Annotated in this window: 8 protein-coding genes; all 8 read right to left on the reverse strand. The window is 54.5% G+C overall.

Annotated elements, in window-relative coordinates; translation table 11 throughout:
- Positions 1-311: 311 nt before the first annotated feature.
- Positions 312-4,055 carry a phosphoribosylformylglycinamidine synthase gene (locus QZR21_RS01125; protein ID WP_296096582.1) on the reverse strand — a complete coding sequence of 1,248 codons (3,744 nt, stop codon included), beginning with the start codon at positions 4,053-4,055 and terminating at the stop codon, positions 312-314.
- 600 nt (positions 4,056-4,655) lie between these two features.
- Complete coding sequence (locus tag QZR21_RS01130) at positions 4,656-5,390, reverse strand: hypothetical protein (RefSeq protein ID WP_296096580.1); 735 nt, start codon at positions 5,388-5,390, stop codon at positions 4,656-4,658.
- The gene (locus QZR21_RS01135; RefSeq protein ID WP_296096579.1) at positions 5,390-6,175 is read right to left on the reverse strand and encodes a hypothetical protein; all 786 of its coding nucleotides are present in this window, start codon (positions 6,173-6,175) and stop codon (positions 5,390-5,392) included. The genes QZR21_RS01130 and QZR21_RS01135 overlap by 1 nt, the downstream gene beginning before the upstream one ends.
- Before the next feature lie 308 nt (positions 6,176-6,483).
- Positions 6,484-10,641 (reverse strand): DNA-directed RNA polymerase subunit beta', encoded by a 4,158-nt coding sequence (rpoC, locus tag QZR21_RS01140; RefSeq protein WP_296973285.1) that lies wholly within the window; start codon positions 10,639-10,641, stop codon positions 6,484-6,486.
- A gap of 23 nt (positions 10,642-10,664) precedes the next feature.
- Positions 10,665-14,489, reverse strand: a complete 3,825-nt coding sequence (gene rpoB / locus QZR21_RS01145; RefSeq protein ID WP_296096576.1) for a DNA-directed RNA polymerase subunit beta — start codon at positions 14,487-14,489, stop codon at positions 10,665-10,667.
- A 400-nt stretch (positions 14,490-14,889) separates the two neighbouring features.
- Positions 14,890-15,558, reverse strand: coding sequence for a DNA repair protein RecO (locus QZR21_RS01150; protein ID WP_296096574.1), 669 nt, complete (start codon positions 15,556-15,558; stop codon positions 14,890-14,892).
- Positions 15,555-16,814: a hemolysin family protein gene (locus QZR21_RS01155; RefSeq protein WP_296096571.1), complete on the reverse strand. Its 1,260-nt coding sequence runs from the start codon at positions 16,812-16,814 to the stop codon at positions 15,555-15,557. Before QZR21_RS01155 ends, QZR21_RS01150 begins: the two co-directional genes overlap by 4 nt.
- A 709-nt stretch (positions 16,815-17,523) precedes the next feature.
- Positions 17,524-18,429, reverse strand: coding sequence for a GTPase Era (gene era / locus QZR21_RS01160; RefSeq protein ID WP_296096569.1), 906 nt, complete (start codon positions 18,427-18,429; stop codon positions 17,524-17,526).
- Between the last annotated feature and the right edge of the window lie 294 nt (positions 18,430-18,723).

The following is an 18,723-nucleotide window of genomic DNA, read 5'->3' on the forward strand; positions in this document are numbered from 1 at the left end:
TGACGATTGGAGTCACTGGAGCGGGGCTGCTAGGGAAGCCCAACGGCCTGCGGCGCTTCCGGATTCGGATACTGACGGCCGGATTCATTAGATCGGGGACTTCCAGCTGCCAGCTCTTAGCATTCAGTAAAGCTTTATAGTCTACGATATAAATGAATGACGGAAATATCATGCAGGAAGCGCCGCAGGCGGGCCGGGTTTTCTGGAAGCCAGCAGCTAGCAGCTAAAAGCCCCACTCCGATGACTCTAACCGCAACACCAGAATCAAAAAACGTGCAGGAACAGTCCTGCACGTTTTTCTGATATTCCTGTTAACCCTGGAAATACTTCACCCCTGCTTCGAAGAGAGGCTGGTATTTATTTCCGGAAATGTTCTTGGCAATATTGTCGCCCCGCCGTTCGGTGTGGCCCATCTTGCCCAGGACCCTGCCGTCAGGACTCGTGATGCCTTCCACGGCCCAGCAGGAACCGTTCGGATTGAACCGGCTGTCGTAGGTCGGATTTCCGTCAAAGTCCGTGTACTGGGTAGCAATCTGGCCATTGGCTGCCAGGGCTTTCACCTGTTCATCGGACGCGATGAACCGTCCTTCCCCGTGGCTGATGGCGATGCTGTAGAGATCGCCGGGCTTGCAGAGGGAAAGCCAGGGGGACTTGGTAGATACCACTTTCGTGGTCACAAACCGGGACAGGTGGCGGCCGATGGTATTGAATGTCAGCGTCGGCGCATCGCTGGTAAGAGGCTTGAATTCACCGTAGGGTACAAGGCCCAGTTTGATGAGTGCCTGGAAACCGTTGCAGATGCCCAGAGCCAGGCCATCCCTTTCATGGAGCAGCTTGTCCATGGCTTCCTTCAGCTTTTCATTCCGGAATACGGCGGCAATGAACTTACCGCTGCCGTCCGGTTCATCGCCCGCAGAGAAGCCGCCGGGGAACATGACAATCTGGGCGTGGCGGATCCGTTCTGCCATTTCTTCTACGGAATTCTTCAGTTCTTCAGAATCCCGGTTCCGGAAAATGAAGATATCCGCCACGGCGCCGGCCCGTTCAAAGGCTCTGGCGCTGTCCACTTCGCAGTTGTTGCCGGGCATGGTAGGAATGAATACCCGGGGTCTGGCGATATTGGTATGCACGTAGAACTGGGGTACCGGATTCGATTCCGGAAGCACCGGATCTGCCTTTTCGATACTCTTTGCCCGCCGCGGGAAGATGGGATCCAGCGTCTTTTCGTAAGCGGAAAGGAGGTCGGTAAGGGCCACCTTTTCTCCATAGGCTTCCATGGAATCCCCGACTACGGTGCCCAGAAGCTTAGTATGGGGCTGCTTCGTGAATGCAGCAGCCAGCTCCGGCGTCGTTTCCACGATGATGGCACCGTAGAAATTGCTGAAGAATTTCGGGAGCGGCAGGTTATCCGTAAAATGGATGCCCAGACCATTGCCGAAGGCCATCTTCGCAGCGGTCACTGCTACGCCGCCATGGCCTACGGCCTTCATGGCTGCGATATGGCCGGCCTGCACTTCCTTGTACAGGAAGTCCGCATGGGCCTTGAATACATCGATATTGGGCATACCCTCTTTGTCCTTCGGCATTCCGAAGAGCACCAGGGCATCCCCTTCTTTTTTCAATTCCTGGCTCACCGCTTCCGAGGCTTTACCGGGGGCGATAGCGAAGGAAACCAGTGTGGGCGGCACGTGGAGATCATTGAATGTGCCGCTCATGGAATCCTTGCCGCCGATGGCGCCAAGGCCCAGGGCTTCCTGCATATGGAAAGCGCCGAGGAGGGCAGCCGCCGGCTTGCCCCAGCTCGTTTTGTCCGTGAGCTTTTCGAAATATTCCTGCAGCGTCAGATATGCCTTTCTCCAGTCTGCCCCCATGGAAACGAGGCGGGTCACAGAAAGGAGCACCGCATACACGGCTCCGTGGAAAGGACTCCAGGTCGCCAGGTCCGGATCAAAGCCATGGGCCATGAAGCTGGCGCTGTCAGTTTCCCCTTTCCGTACAGGGAACTTCGCCACCATGCCATCGGCAGGGGTCTTCTGGTACTTGCCGCCAAAGGGCATGAGTACCGTGCCGGCGCCGACGGTGGAGTCAAACCGTTCCGAAAGCCCCTGCTGGGAGCAGTTGTTGAGGTCTCCCATGGCAGAGAGCCAGGTATCCCTGATGGAGGAAGGAGCGGTGGGATGGAAATATCCCTGTTCGTCAGGCTTTGCAATGTGAGCGCTCTTCACCTGCTGGGCGCCGTTCGTATCGAGGAAGGCCCGGGAAATATCCACAATGGGGGTGCCTCTCCACTTCATGACGAGGCGCTTTGTGTCTGTCACATCTGCAATCACCGTGGCTTCCAGGTTTTCTTCCGCCGCATACTTAATGAACTGGTCCGCATCTTCTTTACGGACCACCACGGCCATCCGTTCCTGGGATTCGGAAATTGCCAGTTCCGTACCATCAAGGCCTTCATATTTCTTCGGTACTTTGTCCAGGTTGATATCCAGTCCGTCCGTCAGTTCCCCTACGGCCACGGAAACACCGCCGGCGCCAAAATCGTTGCACCGTTTGATAAGACGGGTCACTTCACCCCGGCGGAAGAGGCACTGGATCTTTCTTTCGGTCAGAGGATTGCCCTTCTGCACTTCGGCACCGCAGGTTTCAATGGATTCCGTATTCAGTTCCTTGGAGGAGCCCGTAGCGCCGCCCATGCCGTCGCGGCCGGTCCGGCCGCCCACAAGGATGACCACATCCCCGGGCTGCGGAGTCAGGCGGATGACGTGGTCTTCCGGAGCTGCCGCCACTACGGCGCCGATTTCCATGCGCTTGGCAATGAAGCCGGGATGGTAATATTCTTTCACTTCTCCCGTAGCAAGACCGATCTGGTTGCCGTAGGAACTGTACCCCTTCGCTGCTTCTACCGTGATCTTACGCTGGGGCAGTTTTCCCGGGAGAGTCTCGGAAAGAGGGGTCCGGGGGTCGCCGCTGCCGGTGACCCGCATGGCCTGGTACACATAGGAACGGCCGGACAGGGGATCCCGGATGCAGCCGCCGAGGCAGGTGGCTGCGCCGCCGAATGGTTCGATTTCCGTCGGATGGTTGTGGGTTTCATTCTTGAAGAGCAGGAGCCAGTCTTCCGGTCCATTGGCCGTATCAATCTTCACCTTGATGGTGCAGGCATTCACTTCTTCCGAAGCGTCCAGGTTCGCAAGTTTTCCTTCCTTCCGGAGTGCCTTCACCGCCGCCGTGGCCATGTCCATGAGGGTCACCGGACGGGTGGTGTCTTTGCCGTAAATATGGATACGGGTATCCCCGTATTCCTTGAGGGCCCTGGAAATAGGCGCACTGTATGTGCCGTCCTCCACGTCAATATCCGTGAGCTTCGTGGAGAATGTGGTGTGCCGGCAGTGGTCGGACCAGTACGTATCGAGCACCCGGATTTCCGTTTCCGTGGGGTCCCGCTTTTCTTCGTCCCGGAAGTAGTCCCGAATCATGACCAGGTCATCATGGCTCATGGCCAGGCCCATGGAATCGATGAGGCCGTCAATGCCTGCATCGTCCAGGTCACGAAGCCCTTTCATGACGGGCACCGGCTTCGGTTCCTCGATAGGAAGGTCCAGTGTTTCCGCCGGCAGGAGGCTGGCTTCCCTGGATTCCACGGGGTTCACCAGGAACTTCAGAATCTTTTCCCGGTCTCCCTTCTCGAAGTGTCCGTTGAATACGTACACCAGGGCGCAGCGTACCCGGGCGCCGTCTTTGCCTGTCACAATGGCCAGGCACTGTTCTGCGGAGTCCGCCCTCTGGTCATACTGGCCGGGGAGGAATTCCACCCCCATCACCAGGTCTCCCTTCGGGAGGTCCCTCTGGGTATCGTCCACCGGCGGTTCCGAGAAGACCGTGGCCACTGCCTTTTCGTAGTCTTCGTCGGTGAGCCCGTCCACATCGTAGCGGTGGTAAATGGCGGAATCAGAAATCCGGTCCCCCAGGATTTCCTTCAGCTGGGCCGTGAGGCTTTCTTCCCCCTGGCGGAACCCTTCTTTCTTTCGTACATATAAGCGTCTGATATCAGACAAGTTCAACACTCCTTCCCCTGCTGCAGAAGCTCTCCTGCAGTACTTTTATACCGAAACACCCGATAATACTACCTTATCTTACCACAAAACGGAGGGGGACTCCACAGAAAGAACGGCCGGAAGGAACTGGGGGTTAAGCATTATAGGAATGGTTGTGGCCTTGAGCCTTGAGCCTTGAGCTGACCAGGCCCGATGGGCCGAGTGATAGATGGCCAAGCTTGCATGTAATCGGATAGGGGCTTCCAGCTGCTAGGAAAGCTGGTCAGCCTATGGCGCAGTTGAGATTGAGGTCGAGGCCGAAGCGGTCAGTGGCTTCGCCGCAAGCTAAAAACTTGTCGCCCCCTCTGGGGGAGATGTCAGCGAAGCTGACAGAAGGGGTGCATTTGCCGCGAAGCGGCTGACCAGCCTTCCCAGGAGCTAAAAGCTAACAGCTAGAAGCTCCCATCCGTTCGTACGCCCCCCCGCCACATACTCGGCCCGAAGGGCCTGTTCTCTCAAGTCACAAGGCTCAAAGCTCAAGGCCCCACCCATTCCCATGCACACTCACCCTCACAGGCCCAAGTAAAAAAGAGGTATCCTTCACAGATACCTCTTTTTCTATCATTCTTTCTTCGCCAGCAGTTCCCCCAGATCCTTATATCCTGCGGATCCCAGGAGTTCCGACTTTGCGGCCTCCTTGGCCAGGTCGTCGATGGCGTAGACCAGGGGGCCCTTTCCTTCGTCCGGGGTAAAGAGCATGAGCACATCCAGGTTCTCCCTGTCTCCGCTGGGGAAGAAGTAGGCCCGGCTGTACATAGGGAGTATCAGTCCCTGGGCGTTGAATGTAATGCGGGCGCCAGCGGTAAAGACGTAGGCCTCATCCGCCGACAGCCGGCGGAAGGGTTCGATGCCCGATATTTCCACGGTCACATTCTTTTCCGCCAAAGGACCCATGGCATTCACCGCCAGGCTCATCATGGTTTTCTGCATGTCTTTCCGCATAAAGGAATCGGGATCCATGAAAATCCGGTTCAGCCGGATCAGTTTCTCCCACTGTTCCTCCCCCGGATTCAGCCGGAAGAAGGGTTTCATCGCTTCCGCCGCCGATTGGGGCAGCTGGGCCTCTATGATGTAGCCGGAAGAGAATTTCTTGACCCGGTTCAGGGTAATGGTGAGCTGTCCCATGTGGTAGGGAATGGTGCCGCCGCTGAAAGACAGGATCTCCGTACCGGGGATTGCATGGTACGCATAACTTTGGGGCAGCGATTTTGCGGTCAGCGCTGCCAGGTCATAGGCAGAAGCGCTGCCTCCTGCCAGGAAAACGGCTGCAGCCAGGAGGGCTGTTATTTTCTTCATCACTTTGCCTTCCTTTCCAGGCGATAGAGCCCATAGACCAGGGAATTTTCCAGTTCATCCGCCGCTTCATGGCTGCCATTCACTTCGATAAGGTAGTACCGGTCTCCCTCCTTGTACAGGGAGGTATAGATCCACATGGGGAAGGACAGCCCCTTTTCATTGGTAATGATGACCTTGGCTTCCTGGGACCAGTGGTACGTGCCGTCTTCATTTTTGAAGGCATGCCAGGGGGCAAAGGTCAGCATGGTGACAGACCTGGCATCGCCGCCCCGTTCCTTCAGGATTTCATCGATAAGGTTCTGGAACTCTTCGATTCGGATCTTGGGCATGCCGAAGAGGGAGGTCGGACGGCCGGCATCCTGACGGAAAGCATCCTGCCAGAAAGCGGCAGCCTTCTTATTTCCTTCATGGAAGAAATCTTCCGATGTCCCGGAGAAGACGAAGACCGCCGCCGTATAGATACCCTTCACGTTTTCCAGCTTCAGCTGGTACAGGTGCATGGAATCATAGGGATAGGGTCCTTTTTCCGGGTACATTTCCATGCCCGGCGGGACGGTGAGCATGGACCACATGGCGGCCCGTGCCGTTTTCCCATAGTTCTTCTGATGGGACGCGGCTACGAAGGCCTTGCCGATTTCATTGTCCTTCCCATCGGTGACCCGGATTTTATCTCCCAAAGGGATAGTGCCCAGTCCCTGGACTGTAAGGTTATCCGCCTGGGACAGACCAGCCCCTCCGCAGGCCAAGAGAAGGGAAAGGGCTGCATATTTCAATAGGCGCAGCATAATGACTCCTTTATGAATTCCTTCGTTGTTTTCTCTTATTGTAGAGGGAAGCCGGAAATTTCTCAAGTGAAAGCTTGGAGAATATGGTTTCCCTGGAGACGGTCAGAGTCACTTGCGTGGGACTGCCAGCTTTTAGGGAAGCTGGTCCGCCTGCAGGGCCAGGTGCCCTATGGCCAGGTATGCATGCAACCGTGTGTGGTTGTTAGCAGCTATCAGCTAACAGCCCCGTGCCAGTGACTCCGACCATCCCCAGGAGAAACCGCACATAAAAACAGCCCCCAAAAGGGAGCTGTTTTCAGTTCATGCCATTATTCAGCTTTTTCTTCAGCCGGTGCTTCTGCAGGAGCTTCCGGCGGTTCTGCGTTGTGAACCACCTTCAGTCTGCGGTAACGGGACATGCCGGTACCGGCAGGAATCAGTTTGCCGATGATGACGTTTTCCTTCAGGCCGAGAAGCGGATCTTCCTTGCCCTTGATAGCTGCTTCCGTGAGGACCCTTGTGGTTTCCTGGAAGGATGCAGCGGAGAGGAAGGAGTCCGTAGCCAGTGCTGCCTTGGTGGTACCAAGAAGCAGGTTTTCACCGATGGCTTTCTTCCGTCCTTCATCGTCGAGACGTTCATTGGTGCTGCGGTAAGCAACGATATCCACCGTTTCCCCCGGGAGCCAGCCGGAGTCGCCGGGATCAAGGATCTTGATCTTACGGAGCATCTGGTGAACGATGATTTCAATGTGTTTATCATTGATTTCAACGCCCTGGCTGCGGTATACCTTCTGGACTTCCTTGACGATGTAGTTCTGGGTAGCCTGTACGCCGAGAACCGCCAGGATGTCGTGGGGGTTGATGTTACCTTCGAAAAGACGGGTGCCCGCTTCGATATGCTGTCCATCGACAACGGAAATCTTCTTGGCCACCGGAATCTTTTCGCTTTCCGTCTCATTATCATTGGTAATGGTAATGATCTTCACGTTCGGGTTGTCTTCTGCCGTAGTAATGGCTACGGTGCCGGCAATCCGGGAAATGATGGCATTGCCCTTTGGTTTGCGGGCTTCGAACAATTCTTCGACACGGGGAAGACCCTGTGTAATATCTTCGGCCGATGCAACGCCGCCGGTATGGAATGTACGCATGGTGAGCTGGGTACCAGGTTCACCGATGGACTGGGCTGCAATGATACCTACAGCTTCGCCGATTTCTACGTGACGGCCGGTTGCCAGGTTCCGGCCATAGCACTTGGCGCATACGCCGTGGGCGGAGCGGCAGGTGAGGATGGAACGGACCTTCAGCTTGTCATAGTATTTTTCAATTTCTGCGGCCTGGTCATCGCTGATTTCTTCATTCTTCTTCGCAATGACTTCGCCGGTCTTCGGGTTCACCACATCTTCCAGGGGGCAGCGGCCGGCAATGCGGTCTGCCAGGGATTCGATGGGCTGTCCGTTTTCTTCGATCTTGCTGACTTCTACCCCTTCCATCTCATCCATGCGGACTTTGATGACCGGGATATCGTGGGCCAGGATGGTTTCCGTAGTTTCCGCATTGATTTCGGTGCCTGCCGGGAGAATGAGATTGCCCTTGCGGTCATACACATCTTCTTCCAGTTTCTTGCCTGCGAAGTGGACAGTGAGATGGTGTCTCATGGCCCGGTTGTATTCCTTCACAGCGTCAGCGGTGCCCAGGTTGAAGACTTTCTGTTCTTCCTCTTCCCCTTCGGCCGACGGAATGATGACTTTGATTTCTTCCACCAGGTGATGGTTCAGGAGCGTAATATCATCGGCATTCAGAGTCTTGCCCTTGACGAGGAGGATATCCCCGTTCCGGCGGTCGATGACATCTTCATCCAGTACAGCGCCGAGGAGTGTCTTCTTCAGACCCATAATCCGGTTCTTCACTTCCGGCTGGGAAGCGATGATACTCTGTTCCCTGTCGAAATTCAGGACCTGTACGTCGCAGTCTTCTTCCCGGACAATGACATCCTGGGATACATCAACCAGACGGCGGGTGAGGTAACCGGAGTCTGCGGTACGGAGAGCCGTATCGGCCAGACCTTTACGGGCGCCGTGGGAAGAGGTGAAGTAATCGAGGACGGTGAGGCCTTCACGGAAGTTTGCCTTAACCGGCAGTTCTACGGTTTTACCGGATGTATCGGCGATGAGGCCGCGCATGCCGGCCAGCTGGCGGATCTGGTTATCATTACCACGGGCGCCGGACTGGGCCATCATGGTCAGCGGGTTGAACTTCACCATGGAACTCTTCATGGCAGCGCCCACTTCATCGGTCTTCTTACTCCATACATCGACGACCCTGCGATATCTTTCATCGTCAGTCATGAGGCCGCGGCGGAAGAACCGTTTAATCTGTTCAACCTTCGCATCGCCGTCGGCCAGGATCTTATCCTTTTCCGGCGGTACAGCGACGTCGTAAATGCCGATGGAAATACCGGAAACCAGGGCGTAATGGAAGCCCAGGGCCTTTACGGAGTCCAGGAGGTCACCGGTAGCTTTGAAGCCCAGTTTCTTGAAGCAGTCGTTGACGAGCTTGCCCATCTGCTTCTTGCCGATGGTGATGCCGAGGCCGTTGTTCACCACTTCGCAGGTCTTGCCGTCTTCGCCCACTCTCTTTTCATGGCGCTTGTAGAAGAACCGCAGTTCTCTCGGAATAGCGTAGTTGAAAATCAGGCGGCCCGGGGTGGTGATGACGAGATCCTTGGCATCGTCATTGAATCCATCAGGACGGTCTTCCTTAGGAATCCGTACTTTGATGAAATCGTGGATCCCGACTTCATGGAGCGCATAGGCCAGCATGACTTCGTCATATCCGGTATAGGCATGGAGATGGGATGTATCCATTTCATCTTCTGCCTTTTTCCATTCCTTCATGGGATCAAACTTCGCATTGGGGTTAGCCGCTTTTTCTTCCGGTGTGAAATCGACTTTCGCATCGTTGGCGGTTTTCACAATGGTGAGGTAGTAGGACCCCAGGATCATATCCTGGGAAGGAATAGCGACAGGCTTCCCATCCTTTGTAGAAAGAATATTGTTAATGGAAAGCATGAGGGTTCTTGCTTCTGCCTGTGCTTCCACGGACAACGGCAGATGGCAGGCCATCTGGTCCCCATCGAAGTCGGCGTTGTAGCCCGGACATACGAGAGGATGCAGCTTGATAGCCCTGCCTTCCCAGAGGATCGGTTCGAAGGCCTGGATACCGAGGCGGTGCAGCGTCGGCGCACGGTTCAGGAGTACCGGATGTTCTTTGATCACGTCTCCCAGTACATCCCACACTTCCGGAGCCAGCTTGTCCACTTTCTTGCGGGCTGCTTTCAGGTTGCTGGCTACGCCTCTCTTGATCAGTTCATGCATAATGAAAGGCTTGAAGAGTTCGATAGCCATTTCCTTCGGCAGACCGCACTGGTACATTTTCAGTTCAGGACCGACTACAATTACGGAACGGCCGGAGTAGTCGACACGTTTACCGAGAAGGTTTTGGCGGAAACGACCCTGCTTGCCTTTCAGCATGTCCGACAGGGACTTCAGGGGCCGGTTGCCGGGGCCGGAAACAGCCCTGCCGCGGCGGCCATTATCGATGAGCGCATCCACCGCTTCCTGGAGCATACGTTTTTCGTTCCGGATGATGATTTCCGGAGCTCCCAGTTCCATCAGTCTCTTCAGACGGTTATTTCTGTTGATGACTCTTCTGTACAGGTCGTTCAGGTCGGAGGTGGCGAAACGGCCGCCGTCCAGCTGGACCATTGGACGAAGGTCCGGCGGAACGACCGGAAGAACAGTAAGAATCATCCATTCCGGCTTGTTTCCGGAATGAAGGAATGCTTCCACCTCTTCCAAACGGCGGACGCATTTAACCTTACGCTGACTGCTACATTCTTTGACCTCCTTCTTTAGGGCTACTTCCAGCGTTGGCAAGTCCAGCTCCTTCAGAAGCTGCTGGATGGCTTCCGCCCCCATCTGGGCTTTGAAGGAGTCCTTGCCATACTTAGCAATGGTATCCTGGTATTCCTTTTCATCGATGACCTGCTTCTTCAGGAGGTCAGTGGAGCCGGGGTCCAGCACAATGTAAGCGATGAAATAGAGGACCCGTTCCAGCTGGCGAGGAGGAATTTCAAGGATGAGTCCGATACGGGACGGGGTACCCTTGAAGTACCAGATATGGGATACCGGGCAGGCCAGGGCAATGTGGCCCATCCGTTCACGGCGCACCTTGGAGCTGGTGACTTCGACACCGCACTTATCGCAGATGGTGCCTCTGTACCGCATTTTCTTGTATTTGCCGCATTTACATTCCCAGTCTTTGGTCGGTCCAAAGATCTTTTCGCAGAAAAGACCGTCGGTTTCCGCCTTCAGTGTCCTGTAGTTGATGGTTTCTGGCTTCGTCACTTCACCGTGAGACCATTCCAGGATTTTTTCCGGAGAGGCGATGCCGATCTTCATGGAATCAAATTCGTTTACATCTAACAATTGGGTAGTTCTCCTTTCCGGTCTTATTCATCTTGGCCATTGCTGTCGTCAGTATGGCCCACTTCATCGTTCATATTCACTTCATTGAAGCCGACTTCCTCATTTTCAGGAGCATTGGCTTCCGCTTCCAGGGTATCGTTGAAAGAAGCTACATCATTGCCTTCGGCCGCTTCGCCGCCGTTCATGGATGTTTCCAGGGCATTTCTGGATTCTGTCACAGCAGAGTCCCCTTCCATGGCTTCCTTCACTTCCCGGTGCCAATGGTCTCCGCTGTGGCCCTGTTCCAGGTCGCTTTCATCCAGTTCCTTCAGCACCACCTCATCCCCATTTTCATTGAGAATACGGACATCGAGGCCGATGGACTGCAGTTCCTTCATGAGGACCTTGAAGGATTCCGGAACGCCGGGGCTCGGAATATTTTCGCCTTTGACAATCTTTTCGTACGCCTTTACACGGCCGACGATATCATCAGACTTCACCGTCAGGATTTCCTGCAGTGTATAAGCGGCGCCGTAAGCTTCCAGTGCCCAGACTTCCATTTCACCGAAACGCTGGCCGCCGAACTGTGCCTTGCCGCCTAGTGGCTGCTGGGTAACAAGGGAATACGGGCCAATAGACCGGGCATGAATTTTATCGTCAACCAGATGATGGAGCTTCAGCATGTATTTCCAGCCGATAGTGACCTGGTTGTCCAGTTTTTCACCGGTACGGCCATCATAGAGGTCAGTTTTTGCATTAGCCGGGAGTCCTGCTGCCTTCAGGGTTGCAGCCAGGTCTTCATCCCGGCAGCCGTCGAATACGGGGGTGGCAATATGGATGCCGGACTCCGTAGGTTCAGGCATGCCGTACTTTTTGAAGTCATAGCCGCAGGCAACGAGCCGATCCCTCATGTCTTTATATTCTTTGGAATCTTCACCCTTGGCCATGGCATCCCGGATTTCTTCGCCAAGCATATGGCAGGCCCAGGACAGATGGATTTCCAGGATCTGGCCGATATTCATTCGGGACGGTACGCCCAGGGGGTTCAGTACCAGGTCCACCGGATGGCCATCAGGAGTGAATGGCATATCTTCTACCGGGAGGATACGGGAGCATACACACTTGTTGCCGTGGCGGCCGGCCATCTTGTCCCCTTCACGAATCTTGCGTTTTTGGGCAATATAGACTTGTACTATCTTATTTACGCCCGGTGCCAGTCCACCCCCATTTTCACGGGTAAAAACCTTCACATCAACCACCTTGCCAAATTCCCCATGGGGCACACGGAGGGAGGTATCACGGACTTCCCGTTCCTTGTCGCCGAAAACGGCGCGGAGTAGCCGTTCTTCCGGTGTCAGTTCGGTTTCGCCCTTCGGGGTTACCTTGCCGACGAGGATATCTCCCGGACGGACGTCAGCCCCCACCATGATGATGCCGTTTTCGTCGAGGTATTTCACAGTATCTTCGGAAACCGAAGAGAGCTGTCTTGTAATTTCTTCTTCACCCAGCTTGGTATCCCGGGCATCGCATTCGTATTCTTCAATGTGGATGGAAGTGTAGAGGTCATCCTTGCAGAGCCGTTCAGAAATGAGGACGGCGTCTTCGTGGTTGTACCCTTCCCAGGATACGAAGGCAACGAGCACGTTATGGCCCAGAGCCAGTTCGCCCTGGTCCGTAGCCATGCCGTCAGCCAGGGTATCGCCCTTTTCCACCCGTTCGCCCTTGAATACGGTGGGGCGCTGGTTGATGCAGGTGGACTGGTTGGACCGCATGAACTTGATAAGATTATAGGTATCCAGTTCCCCATTGTCCGCGTGGACAATGATCTGGCGGCCGGTGACCCGTTCCACAGTGCCGCCCCTCTTGGCGAGGATGCAGACGCCGGAGTCCTGGCCTGCTACCCATTCCATGCCGGTGCCTACGAGAGGCGCTTCCGGACGGAGCAGAGGCACAGCCTGGCGCTGCATGTTGGCGCCCATGAGGGCACGGTTCGTATCATCGTGTTCCAGGAATGGAATGAGGGATGTGCCGATGGACACCACCTGCTTCGGCGATACGTCCATGAGATCCACTTCTTCCGGTTCTGCTTCCAGCACATCTGCCCCCCGGCGGCTGGCTACATTCTTATGGATAAAGTGACCCTGTTCATCGAGGGGCTCGGAAGCCTGGGCGATGATCTTGTCTTCTTCGATGTCCGCGGTAACGTACTTCGTCTCATCGGTTACGTGGTATTCCTTCTTGCCGTCAGGGCCTACGCTCTTTCCAATGATGCGGTACGGAGTCTCGATGAGGCCGTACTTATTGATAATACCGTAGTTGGAAAGGGAGGAAATGAGGCCAATGTTCGGACCTTCAGGGGTTTCTACCGGGCACATGCGGCCGTAGTGGGAATAGTGAACGTCTCGGACTTCGAACCCCGCTCTTTCGCGGGAGAGGCCGCCGGGGCCCAGGGCCGACAGACGGCGCTTGTGTGTCAGTTCAGCCAGGGGGTTGGTCTGGTCCATGAACTGGGACAGCTGGGAGGATCCGAAGAACTCTTTGATGGCTGCCACTACTGGACGGATATTGACGAGGGCCTGTGGAGTCATCTTGTCCTGGTCCTGGGTGGTCATCCGTTCACAGGCAACCCTTTCCATACGGGTGAGGCCGATGCGGAACTGGTTCTGGAGAAGTTCCCCTACGCAACGGACCCGGCGATTACCCAAGTGATCGATGTCATCGCTCTTGCCGTAGCCCTGTATCAGGTTCAGCAGGTAATCGATGCAGGCGATAATATCGCACCGTTCCAGGATACGGTAATTGTCTTCCCGGTTGCCGGAAGAGCAGATCACCTTGACCGGAGTGCCATCGCCCTTCTGGGTCATCACTTCCACCTGATCGTAGGAAGAGAATACACCGCTTTCTTCGATTTTGGCAATCGCTTCATCATCGATGATGCTGTTTCCTTCGATCACCACTTCGCCGGTTTCCTTGTTGATGATCGGGCCTTCGGTCTTATGGCCCCGGAGGCGGTTCTTCCAGGCCAGTTTCTTGTTGATCTTGTACCGGCCTACTTTGGCCAGGTCATAGCGCCGGGGATCATAGAAGAAATTATTCAGGAGCGTGGTACCGGATTCTTCCGTCGCCGGTTCACCGGGGCGCAGCTTGTGGTAAATTTCGATGAGCGCAGACTTGCGGTCTGTGGTGTTATCCTTTTCCAGGGTCTTTTCAATGTGGATATCGTGGTCGAAAAGTTCCAGGATATCGTCATTGGAAGAGTACCCGAGAGCACGGACGAGAACGGTGACCGGCATCTTGCGGTTCCGGTCGATACGGACGGAAATGGAGCCGCTGGGATCCGATTCCAGTTCGATCCAGGCGCCCCGGTTCGGAATGAGCTGGGCACTGTAGATTTCCTTGTCGAAGGCATCCCGTTCTTTCTTGTAGTACACGCCGGGAGAGCGGACCAGCTGGGATACGATGACCCGTTCTGCACCGTTGATAATGAACGTGCCGGTGTCAGTCATAATCGGGAAATCGCCCATGAACAGATCATGTTCCTTCAGTTCCCCGGTTTCCTTGTTTTCCAGACGGACCTGCACGTAGAGAGGTGCCGAATAGTTGACATCCTTCGCCTTGCACTGCTCAATGTTGTACTTGCCCTTGCCGAAATAATACTTCCCGAAGTGCAGCGCCCACTTATGTGCGCTATCCTCAATAGGGGAAATATCTGCAAATACATCCTTCAGCCCTTCGCTGCAGAACCAATCATAGGATTTCGTCTGCAGGTCGAGCAAATGCGGCATTTTCAGGACTTCCTCTGACCTGGCGTAAGTATATCTCTTCTTCTTACCGACCTGCACAGGCCTGAACATCTTGCTTTTGGGCATTCCTCGCCTCACCCTTTCATTCAAAACCACAAGACCCTCCCGAAAAAAGGAAGCAAGGATGATGTACCCTTGCTCTTCTCTTTTCTTTCAAGTCTTTATCAATACCTATATTATATAAATAAAAAAGGAACGGTTGCAAAAATAAATTTTACTACAATTCGATAATCATTGCAACTGAATTCCTTTCTTTTCCATAAAGAATTATTTGATACCAGCATCAATAAATTTTCTCTTATAAAATTTTTATTTGAACATATAGAAGTATTCTTGCGTCAAAAATTTCTCTTGATTTTTTACTTCCTTTTGTTCCAGCACATTTTATCACCGGTCTTTGGAAAAAGCAAGGAAGATATTGTTCCAAAGGGTAACAAAAAAAGGATGCCCTCACTGTGGCACCCTTCTATTTAAGATCAATACTCAATGCTTTTGTAAATTCCCCTTTTGTATTCATCTGCAGGTCACAGACATCCTGCAGGAAACGGTCCAGATAAGCAGCGGCCTCATAAAAGTTCTTCTTTCCGATGGAAACCGGAAAGGGACCCCGCCAGCGGTAGTCCCGGAAGGCGGCGAGGAGTTTTGCGGTGTCCCCGGTGACGTGGTACTGTTCCAGTGCCTCCGGGGCGGCGGCGTCGAAGCCGGAGAGGGCCAGCACCTGGACGGCGGCGGTAAAGGCGGCGGCCATGCTGTTTCTTGTACGGCCTGCGTTTCCTGCGGCCAGGAGGGTATCGTAGACTCCGTCGTCCCTGATTCCCGGCGGGAAGAGCTTTTCCGTGAGCTCTATGAGGTAGAACCAGTAGGCCATGTCTTCGTAGGATAGCTTCATCATGTCGAAGAGGAGCTCTCCCTCGTACTGCCGTATCACTGCATATTCCGGGAAGAAGGCTGCGGTGTAGCGGATATGGGCAAAGGGAGCGGTGAGGCCGGTGCCGCAGCTGGCAAGGGCAGCCCTTGGGATGAAGCCCTTAAGGAGACCCATGGAGGCGGTGAAGAGGGTAAGGGCCTTTCCCCCTTCCTTTCCCCTGGTGCTGTGGAGTACGATGGCTTCGCCGGTCCGGAGCTGCCCATTCATTTTTCTGCCTCCTTATCAGGCGGTGTTTCGGGAGGGGTGATGCGCTCCGCCTTTACCCGCATAATGCGGAAGCCGTCCATCCGGAGCACCGAGAACCGCCATCCCGAGAAATCCACGTGGTCCCCGACCTTGGGGATCCGTTCCAGGTGGGAGAATACGAAGCCGCCGATGGTGGCATTGCCGTCTTCCCCGTCCAGGTCGATTTCCAGGCGGTCCGATACGTCATCCAGGATAACGGTGCCGTCGAATTCATAGGTGCCGTCTTTGCGGCGGACAATTTCATAGGGCGTGGTGTCCACGGCCTGGGGGATTTCGCCGATGAGCTCTTCCACCAGGTCCTCCAGGGTCACCAGGCCCGAGGTACCGCCGTACTCATCTACCACCACGGCGAGATAAATGCGGCGGTTTCTCATGAGCTGCAGGAGCGATGGCGCCGGCATGACTTCCGGCACCGTCAGGATTTCCCGGATAATTTTTTTCACGTTGCTTTCCCCGTGGAGGAGGCTTTCCATGAAGTCCTTCACATGGATAAAGCCCAGGATCTGGTCTTTGTCATCGATGCAGACAGGGTAGCAGGTATGGTGGGCTTTGGAAATGGTGCGGCGCATGGTGTCTATGTCGTCGTTAAAGTCCAGCACCACCATGTTGTTTCGGGGAATCATGACATCCCGCACCATGAGGTCGAAAAAGTCGAAGGAATTCTTGATCAGCGTGTTTTCCAGGGCGTTCAGCCGGCCGCTGCGGCTGCTTTCTTCCACGATGCACCGGATTTCATCTTCGGTGTAGGTGAAGTTCACTTCATTCCGGAAGGGGATCTTCTTCAGCCGGAAAATGCGGCGTACCAGGAAGAGTCCCACCTGTACGAGGGGCCGGAAAAGGTGGCGGTTCCAGTGCACCACCCAGCGGTGGGATGCCAGTACCGGGAGAGGTTCCACCAGGGCATGGGTGCCGGGATAGAGAATGGTCACCACCCAGTACGCCCCTACCAGCAGGATCACCGCCACCGCCAGCACCACGTCCAGTACCCAGTCCCACTGGTCTCCCACCAGGGGAGAGAGAATGTGATGGGCAGAAATGACCATGGTAAGGAGGCTGATGGCAAAAATGCCACAGTAAATGACAAAGGCCACCTGGGTGCCTCCCAGGATCTGGCTGGTTCTCTGGTAGAAGGGAGCCACCTTTTTGATGAGCTCCGGATCCTGTTCGTCGTTGTCCTCGATGTACTTCTTCCGCATCCGGGCAAAAGAAAAGTTCACCAGCGTATTTTTATAATTGAAAAATGAAGCAGCCAGGGCCGCCACTATAGAAAGGGCCAGCCACTGTATATCGGTACTGATAAGTCATTCCTCCTTGTGTGATATGGGATACATGTGTAACAGGTATGCCGGATTGGGCCGGTAAGATGGATATTGATATTGATATTGATATTGAGATTGAGATTGAGATTGAGATTGAGAACGAGGCCGAGGCCGAGGGGATTCGCCTGTAGCACATCCGTCCCGCCTATACCCATCAATCTATTCTGTGGTTTGCCGCGGACCTTCTCTTTAGAAGCAGTGCGAATTTTGTATTTAAGGAAGCGCTGATTAATTCGCAGAGTCCGATTATACATGTATTTTCATGCAATACTGCGTCATAATCCGGCCAAGGATAAAAGGAAGGCGCTTTAATGTGCAGAGAAAGCGCCAACTTACCTTGGCTCAGCAGTCCTATGCAGGACTGCTGCTTTAAATAGCTTGCTATTCGCGTCGGATTATTCCTTGTATTGCATGAAAATACAAGAGTATAATCGAACAACGATTTAATCAGTGCTTCCTTAACAGCAGGGCCTGTCGCCTTCGGCGGCCACCCTTCCACCGCTTCGCGGTCCCCCTCCCCTCTAAAGAGGAGAGGTTAACAACTGTGGCGGAGCCGGGGAATCTCAATTCTTTCCGCCGCAAGCTGGCCACGGTGAAATGGCCGGACTTACTTATGTTCCTTATATCCCAGTTCTCTCAGGATGTAGTCCTTGTTTTTCCAGTCCTTCGCCACTTTGACCCAGAGGTCCAGGAACACCGGAGCGCCGATGAGGTTCTGGATTTCTTCCCGGGCTTCCTGGCCTGCCGCTTTCAGGACGCTCCCTTTCTTGCCGATGATGATCCGCTTCTGGGATTCCCGTTCCACGTAAATGGTGCAGCGGATATAGACCTTCCCGTTTTCCCGTTCCGAGAATTCTTCCGTATACACGCCGATGGCATGGGGCACTTCGTCCCGGGTGCGGATGAGAAGTTTTTCTCTTACGATTTCCTGTACAATGTTCCGTTCCGGCTGGTCCGTCACCATGTCGTCGGGGAAATATTTCGGTCCTTCCGGCAGGTATTTCACGATGCACTTCATGAGCTCATCCAGGTTTTCTCCGGTTTTGGCGGAGAGGGGAATGATTTCTGCGAAGTTGTAAATTCTGCTGTACTGCACGATTTTCTTCAGCACCGCATCCTTCGGGATAAGGTCGGTCTTCGACAGGGCCAGGATCACCGGCACTTTCCGGTCCTTCAGGAGGGAAAGGATGTACCGGTCTCCGGCGCCCAGGGGATCATCGCAGGCGCAGAGGAATACGATGAGGTCCACCTCATCCAGGGCATCTATGGTGCTCTGGCGGATGGCTTCTCCCAGCTTGCTCTGGGGTTTGTGCATGCCCGGGGTGTCCAGGAAGACCACCTGGGAATTGTCGCCGTTCCACACGCCGGTAATCTTATTTCTTGTGGTCTGGGCATGGGAGGAAACGATGGAAATCTTTTCTCCCAGGAGGGCATTCATGAGGGTGGATTTTCCCACATTCGGCCGGCCCACCAGGGCTGCAAAGCCGGAATAGAATTTCTTTTCTTCTGTCATATAGACTCCTGTATGTATAAATCAAAGATGTATCTCAAACATATGTGGAAATCGTGAAGGGCCATATAATTGTAGTTCAAAAATAGATTTGAGAATTAAGTGAAGAGAGCTGGGGTTCCTTGCGGTTTCCATAAGCCATTCTCCGTTCCCTCTAAAAAGGAGCGATTGGCGCATTGATTCTACCTCCCCCATCTATGGGGGAGGTGGCGCCGAAGGCGACGGAGGGGGGGCATTGGCGGCGCAGCCGTTGGCTGGATTGAGAGTTGGAGATTCACCTGCTTAGCAGGTCCCGCC

The organism is uncultured Dialister sp. (assembly GCF_900541605.1).
Lineage (GTDB): Bacteria > Bacillota > Negativicutes > Veillonellales > Dialisteraceae > Dialister.